Below are 10,502 nucleotides of genomic sequence, written 5' to 3'. Positions count from 1 at the left end.
CGGGTGACGGTGCCGCGCAGCGTGTTGCTGTCGCCGATGAAGTTGGCGACGAACTCGTTGCAGGGGGATTCGTACAGGCTGTCCACGGTGTCGAGCTGCTGCACGATGCCCTTGTCGAACACCGCCACGCGGTCGGACATGGTGAGCGCCTCGCCCTGGTCGTGCGTCACGTAGACGAAGGTCACGCCGAGCTTTTCATGCAGCGACTTCAGCTCGTATTGCATGTGCTCGCGCAGCTGCTTGTCGAGCGCGCCGAGCGGCTCATCCATCAGCACCAGCTTGGGCTCGAACACCAGCGCGCGGGCCAGCGCAATGCGCTGCTGCTGGCCGCCCGAGAGCTGCGCCGGATAGCGCTTGGCAAAGCTTTCCATGCGCACCATCTGTAGCGCCTTGTGCACGCGGTCGGCACGCTCGCTGGCGGGGATCTTGCGCACCGTCAGCGGGTACTCGACGTTCTGCGCCACTGTCAGGTGTGGGAACAGCGCGTAGTTCTGGAACACCATGCCGATGTTGCGCTTGTGCGGCGGCACGGTGTTCAGCAGCGTGCCTTCCAGGCGGATCTCGCCGCCGGTCGGGAACTCGAACCCGGCCAGCATCATCAGGCAGGTGGTCTTGCCGGAGCCGGACGGCCCGAGCAAGGTGAGGAACTCGCCCTGGTAGATGTCCAGGTCCAGATGCTTGACGACGAGGGTCTCGCCGTCATAGGTCTTGCGTACACCGCGAAAGCTGACGATAACGTCGTCGGTCTTCATGCTTGTCTCCCTGCGCTTGCTGCTCCGGCCAACACGCTCAACGTCTCAAGGTGTCAACGTTGTGTCGGACTGTGAACGGAATATAGCGGCTCATGGTTTTATCAAGTGGACCCAATCCTGGTTATTTGATGGAGCCATTTTGCGTGACGCAGCCGGCACCGCAAGCGGGCCTTAGCCCCTCCGGCACCACAATAGGGAAAAGCCCTGATGGCTTGCCCAGGCAAGCATGGCGGGCATTTCTGGCATCCGGCGGCATCGGTTGAGTGTAGGCGGCCGCGGGTGCTGATGTCGCAACGGTGGGGATGATCGGATGGAGCCAATTGAGGCAGTCGGAAAGCGCGGTTGGCGTGCCTGAGATTGGTGCGCTGCACAGTCCCGAAAACGGTGCGCGGCCATTGGGTGAAGGCGAGAAGTCGCGGGCCGGAGTCACGCGGATGTTGTCTTGCAGCAACCCGGATGGCCGTCGATATGTGGTCGGACTCCCGCACCAAAGCCAACGGGCACCCGAAGGTGCCCGTCTTTCACTGCGCGCTGGAGGGGCGTGACGAGGATCGGCTCGATGCGTCAGCCGGCGCGTCGCCGCATCAACTGGCGCAGCGACAGCGCGTGCAGCAGGATCGAGCTTGGCACCACGAACGCCGGCGTCAGCACATCCGGATACACGCCGGCGCCAATGCTCGGCACATCCGGCACGATCAACTGGAACTGTCCGGGCGAAGTGATCATCCCCAGGGTGATTGCGACGGCAAAGTCGGTGAGGCCGAGGAGGTTCCAGGCGATCGCGGTCTTGCGCCCCTGGGGGGTGCCGCTTGCCACGGCGGTGGCGGCCGACACCGCAAACACACCGGTCAGCACATCGCCGATGCCCGCCGGCAACGCGAACACGCCGGGCAGCGCGCCATTCAGCCAGGCAGCGAGCGCCCAGCCGCCGAAGATGCGGTAGACCTGGAGCGCGATGAGCCAGCTAGCCGGCATCGCATCGAGCACTTGCCCCACCCGCTTCGAGAGCAGTAACAACGGTGCGCCGATGATCACCGGCAGGAAGATCGCCAACGGCAGCGACGGCAGCGGTGACGCATCCGCGCGAAAGACGCCGTTGATCGCCGCGCTCCAGGCGAGCGCGAACCAAAGTGTGTCGGTGGCCATGACCGCCAGCCAGGTCGCGCGGCGTTGGCGCGGCGTCAGGTCGGTGCGTTCGAGGCCGAGCCACAGCCCGAGCGCGATCAGCGCGTGGGCCATCAACTGGTGGGCCGTGGTCGTCATGCCGCTGGTCTCGATGATCGGCTGCCAGCCGACCAGCGCAATCCACAGGACGGTCAGCGGGACGATCCAGAGCAGGCCGCGCCAGGTGGGGCGCGGCGGGAGGATGCTGCTGGGAGCGGTGGCGGTGGTCATCATCGGTTCTCCAGGTGCATTCAAGCGTGCGTGGACGCGACCTCGAACACCGCGGTGAGAATGCCGACGCGGCCTTCCAGTAGATTGCGCGCTAGGTTGGCAAGCAGCTGCCCGAAGCCCGGCCCCATCAGGACGCCAAGATTGGGGGAGGGTGGCGGCCCGGACTCGCGCAGTTGGGCGGCCCAGGCCTTGGCGGCTTGGGTGTCGTCGTGGCATGCCAGCGTGCGGAAACCCGCTTGCTCGATGGCTGTGCGCGTGGCATCGGCGGTCAGGAGAAAACTGGTGGTCGGCGCTTGCGCCCAGGGCACGGGGTAGTGCGGTTCACTGCCGTTGGCGACGACGTCGTAGGTCGCGAACCGTCCGCGTGGCTTCAACACGCGCCGGATCTCTTGGTAAAGCCGTGCGCGGTCGGCGATGTTCATGGCCACGTGCTGCAGCAAGACGGCGTCGAAGCTGCTGCCGTCGAAGGGCAGTTCGAGGGCGCTGGCGGTTTGGAACGACACCTGCTCGCTCTGCCCGGTGCGCTGGGTGAGATAGCGCGCGGCATCCACAAACGGTTCGCTCAGGTCGACCCCCGTGACCCGGCAGCCAACCGTCGCGGCCAGAAAGCGGGCCGGCCCGCCCACGCCTGAACCGACGTCCAGCACCGACATGCCGGCGGTGATCCCGGCCAATTGCGCAAGCTCGGCGGTGGCCGCCAGCCCACGGGTGTGAAACTGGTCCAGGCCGCTCAGGTGCTGCGGTGTGAGCGGCTGGTCTTCCGGTCCAAGGGCTGTGAGCGCCGTCTTCAGCCGCTCGGTCAGGCCGGTCGCGCGGTAGTGGTCGCGCACGCCATCAAGTGCATCATTCATTGCTAGGCTCCTCACGCTTGGTTTGCAGCTTAGTTGTACTATCGCTTCGCGCGGGCGACTATTCATTGCAATGTTGACGGGCCATGAAGCAGAACTTCACAGTCAGGCAGGGCGCGCTCGATGGCGTGGAAGCGTTCCTGAGCGTTGCCCAGCATCGCAGCTTTCGCAAGGCAGCCGCGGAACTCGGGGTGACGCCTTCGGCCATCAGCCAAGCGGTGCGTGTGCTGGAAACGCGTGTTGGCGCAGCGCTCTTCACACGCACCACGCGTAGTGTCGGCCTGACCGAAGCCGGAGAACGGTTTCTTGCGCGCGCAAAGCCCGCCTTCGAGGAGCTGGTCGCCGCCAGTCAGGTCGCGCGCGGGCTTGGCCAGCGGCCCGCCGGATTGTTGCGTCTGGCAGTGCCGCGCGCGGTTGTCCCGATCCTGCTGGAGCCCCTGATCGCATCCTTCTGCCAGGCCAACCCTGAGGTCGAGGTGGAGATCGCGGCCAGCGAGGAACTGGTGGATATTGCAGAGAAGGGGTTCGACGCCGGCATCCGGCTCGGCCAGTTCATCGCGGCCGATATGGTCGCGGTACCGCTGACGCCGCCCTTTCGTCTCGTCGTCGTCGGCAGCCCCGCCTACTTCGCCGGGCATCCCCGGCCTGAGCATACGGACGATCTGCGCCAACACGCCTGCGTGCGGTGGCGGCGGTCCAGCGGCGCGCTCGCGCACTGGACCTTCAACGACAATGGCCGCAGCGTTGAGATCGCCGTGGCCGGCCCCCTGATCGCCAGCGATTTCCCCACCATGCTTGGCGCGGCCGTCGAAGGCATGGGCCTTGCCCAGCTACCTGAGCCGATGGTCGCCGAAGGGGTGAGAACGGGGAAGCTGGTGCAGGTGCTGGAGCGGTTCGCACCGGTGGCGCCTGGCGTGTTTCTCTACTATCCAAGCCGCCGGCAGATCCTGCCGAAGCTGCGCGCGTTCATCGATCATGTGAAGAACCGCCCGGCAGGGCGCGACATCAACTGAATCAACGCGCAGCAGACCGAAGAAGCGCAACCGACGCGCCATCAAGAAGACAGGCAAGTCCCATCCAGCTAGCCACGGTAGCGCAACGCATCGATCAACAGCGCAAATGCCGGTGAGGACTGCCGGCGGCTCGGATAGTAGATGTGATAACCCGGAAACGTCGGGCTCCAGTCGTCCAGCACACGGACGAGCCGCCCGGCTTCCACGTGCGGCTGGACCATGTCCTCGGGCAGTAGCGCCAGGCCAAAGCCGGCCAGTGCGGCGCGCAGCCGTGGCGTACTGCTGTTGAAGATCAACTGGCCTTCCACCCGCACGTTCAAGGCCTGGCCGGCCTTTTCGAACTCCCAGACCAGCAGGCCGCCGTGCGTGGGCAGCCGCAGGTTGATGCAGTTGTGCGTGGTGAGGTCGTGCGGCGTTTGCGGCGGCGGACGGCGCGCAAGGTAGCCGGGCGCACCGACCACCGCCGTGCGCAAGTCTGGCCCGATACGTACGGCGATCATGTCCTTGGCCACCTGATCGCCAAGACGCACGCCGGCATCGAAGCGCTCGGCTGCGATGTCGGTCAGGCCGTAGTCGACGGAAATCTCAACCCGGATGTCCGGGTAGCTGGGCAGGAAGGTCTCCAGCTTGGGCCAGAGCACCGTGTCAGCGGCGTGCTCGGCGGTGGTGATGCGGAGGGTGCCGGCGGGCTTGTCGCGCAGTTCGCTCAGGGCGGCGAGTTCCGCTTCGATGTCGTCAAAGCGCGGGCCGAGGGTCTGCAGCAGGCGTTCCCCAGCCTGTGTGGGCGAGACACTGCGCGTGGTGCGGGTCAGCAGCCGCAGGCCCAAGCGCGCTTCCAGCCCGCGGATGGTATGGCTCAACGCGGATTGCGACACCCCCAGTTGTGCCGCCGCCCGCGTGAAGCTGCCCTCACGCGCCACCAGGACGAAGGCTTGCAGATCGTTGAAGTTCTCGCGTGGCATGGGAGACTCCGGCATTCATGAGGAGGGTTCATAGACTCTTGCCGATTTTGCCATCTAATCAACGCGCGGGGCGGTCCGTACATTGGCGGCATGCCAATCGAAAGAACCTGACGCATGGACATCAAACGCAGCGGCGCCCAACCCTCCACGCAAGGGCCGGCGGAGTACTTCACCGGCGCCGTGCGTGTCGACCCCTTGTTTGCGGCGAATGCGCCGGCGCGTGCACTGGGCGTGAGCGTGACCTTCGAGCCCGGCGCGCGCACTGCCTGGCACACCCATCCACTGGGCCAGACCCTGATCGTCACCGCCGGCAGCGGCCTGGTGCAGCGTGACGGCGGCCCCATCGAGCGGATCGGCCCCGGCGACGTGGTCTGGATCCCGCCCGGCGAGAAGCATTGGCACGGCGCCGGCAGCACCACGGCCATGGCGCACATCGCCATCCAGGAGGAGCAGGGCGGCAAGACGGCCGACTTCATGGAACACGTCAGCAATGCGCAATACCAGGCCGAGCGGGGAGCATGCTGATGCAGCGTGAAGGCGATTCACGGCGCAACGCCGTGCTTGCGATCGTGCTGGGCAGCTACCTGATGATCGTGCTCGATATCTCGATCGTCATTGCCGCGCTGCCAAAGCTGCGCGATGAACTGGGGTTTTCCGCCGCCGGCCTGTCGTGGGTGCAGAACGCCTACACGCTTGCGCTTGGCGGTTTGCTGCTGCTGGGGGCGCGGGCGGGTGACATTCTTGGGCGGCGCCGGATGTTCATGACCGGCCTGGTGGTGTTTTCGGCGGCGTCGCTGGCAATCGGTGTCGCGCAGTCGGCGGCGTGGCTGCTGGCGGCACGGGCGGTGCAGGGCGCGGGCTCGGCGATCCTGGCACCGTCAACGCTGGCGCTCTTGACCACGCATTTTCCCGAAGGGCCGCAGCGCACGCGGGCGGTGGGCTACTACGGCGCCGTGGCCGGCATTGGCTCCAGCATCGGGCTGGTGCTAGGCGGCGTACTGGCCGGCTGGCTGTCATGGCGCGTCGGCTTCTTCATCAACCTGCCGATCGGGCTGGCCTTGCTGCTGGGTGCCCGCCGCACTCTTGATGAAACGCCGCGCCATGCGGGGCAGTTCGATGTCGTGGGCGCGCTGAGTTCGACGCTGGGCATGAGCGCATTGATCTACGGGATCGTCCGCTCTGCAAGCACGGGTTGGGCGGATGCCGTCACGATGGCCACAGTGGCGATCGGCGTGCTGCTGCTGGCGGGCTTTGTTCTGAACGAGGCGCATGCACGGCAGCCCATCATGCCGCTGCGCCTGTTTGCCAGCCGGGAACGGGCAGGGGCTTACGCCGCACGTGTGCTCTTCCTGGGGGCCATGGTGGGCTTCTGGTTCTTCGCCACGCAGTTCCTGCAAGGGGTGCTCGGCTACAGCCCGTTCGCAGCCGGCGTGGCGTTCCTGCCGGCGACACTGGCGAACTTCGCGGCGGCCCTGGCGGTGCCCCGGCTGACACGCCGCGTCGGCAACGGCCGCCTGCTGGCGACCGGTCTTACGCTCGCGTTGATCGGCCTGGCGTGGCTCAGCAACGTGGGGGCCGGCACGCCTTACCTGAGCGGCATTGCGCTGCCGATGGTGCTGATCGGGCTTGGCCAGGGTGCCTCGCTCAGCCCGTTGACGGTGGCGGGCATCGCTGGTGTGGCTGCCGAGGATGCTGGTGCGGCTGCGGGCGTGGTCAATGTGGCGCACCAGTTGGGCGGCTCGCTGGGGCTGGGTGTTCTGGTGGTCGTGTTTGCTGCGGCCGGAGGCCATGCACTCGATGCGCGGGCGTTGCTGGCCCACCGGATCGCATCGGCGTTCGCGATGGGCACGGTCATGCTGGCATTGGCGCTGGTTCTGGTCTTGGTGCTGCTCGTTCGGCCCAGTATGGCTCGGGCGCGTGCGCAATACACAGCGCAATAGCGGGATGGCATCGGCATTGGCAGGCAAAAAAAAAGCGGGCACCCGAAGGTGCCTGCTTTCGTTGAGTTGGAGCGGCCGACAATCAGGCTGACTCTGCCCTCACCAGCGCGCTGGATTTCAGCATGCGTCTCAGATGCTTGATGTCGTCAAATGCGGCAAGGTCCTGCTCGATGTTGCGAATCTGTCGGTGGAGCGCGTCGATGTTGGTGGCGAGGTGTCGCAAGACCGCATCCGGAGACAGCGCCCCGGCTCGCTGGTACCCGTAGGTATGCCGAAACGTCATCTCGACACGATGGATTTGTCGATCGAGCTCGCGCACCTGGTCCTTCAGAATCTGGTTGTAGTGCGTCAGCCGAGCTTCGCTGATGTGGTTGATTGAGCGCTGGTCGATATGGTCGAGTTCAAGCTGCAACTCCAGCAGTTGCAACAGGTTGTTCTTGTCATAGGCCTCGTTGACGCGCTGCATGAGCCGGGTCTTCCGATCCCGTTCCTGCGGATCGGTTTCCCGGTCGGGGTGCAACGCGCTGGCGAGCTTGCGATAGACCTCGCGGATGGACAGGCTGATTTGCGCCTGTTCCTCCTGCTCGCGCGCTTCTGCCGCAAGCTGCTTGGCTGATTTGTCCCGAGCCGCCCGGCGTGCCTCGCGCTTGCTTGCGACTGCGGCTTTCTTGGCGGCCTGTTGCTCGATGTGCGCTCGGGCGCGTTGCAGCAGCGCTTCCCGCGAATGCAGATCCGCGTCATCACCCAGGTCGACACCGAGCGCCGCCTCCAGCATCGATTTCATCTCCGCGGCTTGAAGCGCGGCTTCGCGATCGAAATTCGTTCCGCTGTACTTGTTGTAGATGGCCTTCAGGCTGGTGTCCTCGTCAATCAAATCACTGACCAGATCGACGATGTGAGCGGATATTTTGCGACGCTCTGCCTTGGTGAGTCCCTCGTGTTCGTAGGCTTGATCGAGGCGGCGCACCATCTGGATTTTCAAGTCGGTGCTGGCCCGCTCAAGCTGCAGGAACTCACAGGCATAGCGCGTCTGAAACTGCGTCGTGGCGGCTTCCCAGTCGGCAAGCCGCTTGCGCCGATTCTCGATCTGCTTGATCAGCGCATTGAATGATTTCTGTCCTTTCGACAGCCTTGACGCGTCCTGCTCGTTATCAGCGGGCGCGATGCTGATGGCCGGACGGTGCGCGCGGGTCATGGCAGGGTGTTCGAGAATGCGAGAGACATCATGGTTGACTGTGCATTGTAGGCAGGCGATTTCGCACGGGGAGGCGACTCCGTCGGTGTAAAAAAAACGGGCACCCGAAGGTGCCCGTTCTTCATGGTGCGTTGGAACGCGACGTTGGCATCAGCCCAGCAGCAGCGCGTCGTCGTCCACCTTGGCGCCGCGCGTTTCCTCGAACTTCTGCAGCAGGTGCGGCACGTCGAGGCCTTTGCGCTCCTCGCCTTGCACGTCGAGGATCACGTTGCCTTGGTGCAGCATCACCGTGCGATCGCCGTAGTCGAGCGCCTGGCGCATGGAGTGCGTGACCATCATCGTCGTGAGCTTGCTTTCCGAGACGATCTTGGCGGTCAGCTCCAGTACGAAGGCAGCCGTCTTCGGGTCCAGCGCGGCGGTGTGCTCATCCAGCAGCAGGATGCGCGACGGTTGCAGCGAGGCCATCAGCAGGCTCACGGCCTGACGCTGGCCGCCTGACAGCAGGCCGATGCGGTCCGTCAGCCGGTTCTCCAGCCCCAGGTCCAGCCGGCGCAGCTGCTCACGGAAGATCTCGCGCCACTTGCGGTTGGTCGAGAACTTGAAGCCGCGACGCTGGCCGCGGCACATGGCCAGCGACATGTTCTCTTCGATGGTCAGGTTCTCGCAGGTGCCGGCCATCGGGTCCTGGAACACGCGCGCCACCAGGTCGGCACGTTGCCACGCCGTCTTACGCGTGACGTCGTTGCCGTCGATGGTGATGCGGCCCGAGTCGACCAGCTGGTCGCCGCTGATGGAGTTCAGGAAGGTCGACTTGCCGGCGCCGTTCGAGCCGATCACGGCCACGAACTGGCCCGACGGGATCTCCAGCGACAGGCCGCGCAGCGCGCGTGTCTCGATGGGCGTGCCCGGGTTGAAGGTGAGGGTGAGTCCTTGTGCGCTCAGCATGTCAGTTCCCCTTGTTGCCGCCGTTGTTACCACTGCGGGAGAGTGCACCGAACACCTTGCGGCGCATGCCGGGCAGCACGAGGGCGATCACCACCAGCGCGGCGGTCACCATGTTCAGGTCCTGCGCCTGCAGGCCGATGAAATCGCTGTTGAGCGCCAGGGCGATGAAGAAGCGATACAGGATCGCGCCCACCACCACGGCCAGCGTGGTCAGCACCAGGCGGCGTGCCGGCAGAACGGTCTCGCCGATGATGACAGCGGCCAGGCCGATCACGATGGTGCCGATGCCCATGGAGACATCCGCGCCGCCTTGCGTCTGCGCGTACAGCGCGCCGGCCAGTGCCACCAGCGCGTTGGACAGCGCCATGCCGGCCAGCGTGGCGCGGCCGGTGGCCACGCCCTGGGCGCGCGCCATGCGCGGGTTGGCGCCGGTGGCGCGCAAAGCCAAGCCGACCTGCGTGGAGAAGAACCAGTCCACCAGCAGCTTGACCACGACCACCACCACGGCCAGCAGCACCGGGCGGAACACGTAGTCGGGCATCCAGTCCGGCTGCAGGATCGCGAAGACGGTCGGCTCGGAGATGAGCGGCACGTTCGGGCGACCCATGATGCGCAGATTGACCGAGTACAGCGCGATCATCATCAAGATACTGGCGAGCAGATCCATGATCTTCAGGCGCACGTTCAGCCAGCCCGTGATGAAGCCCGCGACCGCGCCGGCCAGCGTGCCGCACAGGGTCGCCATGAACGGATCGTGTCCGCCGGCGATGAGCGTGGCAGCCACGGCGCCGCCCATGGGGAAGCTGCCGTCGACGGTGAGGTCAGGGAAGTTGAGGATGCGGAAGGAGATCAGCACCCCGAGCGCCACGAGGCTGAAGATCAGGCCGATCTCCAGGGCGCCGAGTAAGGAAAACAGTGACATGACAGAGGTGGGCGCAGCGGTTGGGCGCGACGCCGGAATGCAATGGATGGGGACGCTTGTGGGTAGAGCGCGAGCGCCCGGCCATGATGCGGCGGATAGCCGCGCGTGGGCTCGGGCTGCCAAGATCCGCGCCGGGCCGGCTCCGTTGGGCGGCAGCCAGCCTGGCGCCTTGCGACTTACTTGACGGTTTCCTTGGCGTCCTTCAGCAGGTCCGCCGACAGGGTGGCGCCTTGCTTGGCAGCCGCGCCCGGGTTCACGAACAGCTCCAGCTCGGTGCTGCCGGCCGAGGCGATGGCGCCCGGCTTCTCGCCCTTCAGGATGCGCGCGACCACGGCGCCGGTCTGGCGGCCCAGCTTGTAGTAGTTGATGCCCAGCGCGGCGATGGCGCCACGCTTGACGCTGTCGGTGTCGCCAGCCACCAGCGGGATCTTCGCTTCGTTGGCCACCTTCACCAGCGACTCGTACGCCGACACCACGTTGTTGTCGGTGTTCGTGTAGATCACGTCGACCTTGCCGATCAGGTTCTTGGC

Annotated in this window: 11 protein-coding genes; 3 read left to right on the top strand and 8 right to left on the bottom strand. The window is 65.8% G+C overall.

What is annotated here, in order from left to right:
• The 3 genes from QZ609_RS20065 to QZ609_RS20055 all read right to left on the bottom strand — a co-directional run.
• The coding region (locus QZ609_RS20065) for an ABC transporter ATP-binding protein (protein ID WP_295498580.1) at nt 1-752 on the bottom strand (752 nt) is incomplete at its 3' end.
• A gap of 564 nt (nt 753-1,316) precedes the next feature.
• Entirely contained in the window at nt 1,317-2,147 is an 831-nt protein-coding gene (locus QZ609_RS20060; RefSeq protein WP_295498577.1) for an MFS transporter, read from the bottom strand.
• 20 nt (nt 2,148-2,167) lie between these two features.
• Entirely contained in the window at nt 2,168-2,998 is an 831-nt protein-coding gene (locus tag QZ609_RS20055) for a class I SAM-dependent methyltransferase (protein WP_295498575.1), read from the bottom strand.
• An 83-nt stretch (nt 2,999-3,081) separates the two neighbouring features.
• Here QZ609_RS20055 and QZ609_RS20050 point away from each other — a divergent pair, with 83 nt between their 5' ends.
• A complete protein-coding gene (locus tag QZ609_RS20050; RefSeq protein ID WP_295498572.1) occupies nt 3,082-4,008 on the top strand; it encodes a LysR family transcriptional regulator in 927 nt (308 codons plus the stop codon).
• Between the two features lie 68 nt (nt 4,009-4,076).
• Here the strand turns inward: QZ609_RS20050 and QZ609_RS20045 are convergent, their stop codons facing one another.
• Nucleotides 4,077-4,970: a LysR family transcriptional regulator gene (locus tag QZ609_RS20045; RefSeq protein ID WP_295498569.1), complete on the bottom strand. Its 894-nt coding sequence runs from the start codon at nt 4,968-4,970 to the stop codon at nt 4,077-4,079.
• A gap of 114 nt (nt 4,971-5,084) precedes the next feature.
• Here QZ609_RS20045 and QZ609_RS20040 point away from each other — a divergent pair, with 114 nt between their 5' ends.
• Nucleotides 5,085-5,495: a cupin domain-containing protein gene (locus tag QZ609_RS20040; protein WP_295498566.1), complete on the top strand. Its 411-nt coding sequence runs from the start codon at nt 5,085-5,087 to the stop codon at nt 5,493-5,495.
• Complete coding sequence (locus tag QZ609_RS20035) at nt 5,489-6,910, top strand: MFS transporter (protein WP_295498563.1); 1,422 nt, start codon at nt 5,489-5,491, stop codon at nt 6,908-6,910. The genes QZ609_RS20040 and QZ609_RS20035 overlap by 7 nt, the downstream gene beginning before the upstream one ends.
• A gap of 82 nt (nt 6,911-6,992) precedes the next feature.
• On the opposite strand, the gene QZ609_RS20030 is transcribed toward QZ609_RS20035, so the two are convergent.
• The 4 genes from QZ609_RS20030 to QZ609_RS20015 form a co-directional block, all read right to left on the bottom strand.
• Nucleotides 6,993-8,105 carry a J domain-containing protein gene (locus tag QZ609_RS20030; RefSeq protein ID WP_295498560.1) on the bottom strand — a complete coding sequence of 371 codons (1,113 nt, stop codon included), beginning with the start codon at nt 8,103-8,105 and terminating at the stop codon, nt 6,993-6,995.
• A gap of 150 nt (nt 8,106-8,255) precedes the next feature.
• Complete coding sequence (locus QZ609_RS20025; RefSeq protein WP_295498558.1) at nt 8,256-9,050, bottom strand: ABC transporter ATP-binding protein; 795 nt, start codon at nt 9,048-9,050, stop codon at nt 8,256-8,258.
• Nucleotide 9,051: 1 nt separating this feature from the next.
• Entirely contained in the window at nt 9,052-9,972 is a 921-nt protein-coding gene (locus QZ609_RS20020) for an ABC transporter permease (protein ID WP_295498557.1), read from the bottom strand.
• Between the two features lie 176 nt (nt 9,973-10,148).
• On the bottom strand, nt 10,149-10,502 hold a 354-nt coding region (locus tag QZ609_RS20015; RefSeq protein WP_295498554.1), incomplete at its 5' end, for an ABC transporter substrate binding protein.

Source organism: uncultured Ralstonia sp. (genome assembly GCA_913056305.1).
In the GTDB taxonomy this organism is placed as follows: Bacteria; Pseudomonadota; Gammaproteobacteria; order Burkholderiales; family Burkholderiaceae; genus Ralstonia.
The sequence above is the reverse complement of the archived record's forward strand: the minus strand, read 5'-3'. Positions and strand labels throughout refer to the sequence as shown.

Bases quoted from the DNA above. Each gene is read 5' to 3' on its own strand.
- QZ609_RS20060 (WP_295498577.1), bottom strand. From the start codon at position 2,147: ATGACCACCGCCACCGCTCCCAGCAGCATCCTCCCGCCGCGCCCCACC.
- QZ609_RS20055 (WP_295498575.1), bottom strand. From the start codon at position 2,998: ATGAATGATGCACTTGATGGCGTGCGCGACCACTACCGCGCGACCGGC.
- QZ609_RS20050 (WP_295498572.1), top strand. From the start codon at position 3,082: ATGAAGCAGAACTTCACAGTCAGGCAGGGCGCGCTCGATGGCGTGGAA.
- QZ609_RS20045 (WP_295498569.1), bottom strand. From the start codon at position 4,970: ATGCCACGCGAGAACTTCAACGATCTGCAAGCCTTCGTCCTGGTGGCG.
- QZ609_RS20040 (WP_295498566.1), top strand. From the start codon at position 5,085: ATGGACATCAAACGCAGCGGCGCCCAACCCTCCACGCAAGGGCCGGCG.
- QZ609_RS20035 (WP_295498563.1), top strand. From the start codon at position 5,489: ATGCTGATGCAGCGTGAAGGCGATTCACGGCGCAACGCCGTGCTTGCG.
- QZ609_RS20030 (WP_295498560.1), bottom strand. From the start codon at position 8,105: ATGACCCGCGCGCACCGTCCGGCCATCAGCATCGCGCCCGCTGATAAC.
- QZ609_RS20025 (WP_295498558.1), bottom strand. From the start codon at position 9,050: ATGCTGAGCGCACAAGGACTCACCCTCACCTTCAACCCGGGCACGCCC.
- QZ609_RS20020 (WP_295498557.1), bottom strand. From the start codon at position 9,972: ATGTCACTGTTTTCCTTACTCGGCGCCCTGGAGATCGGCCTGATCTTC.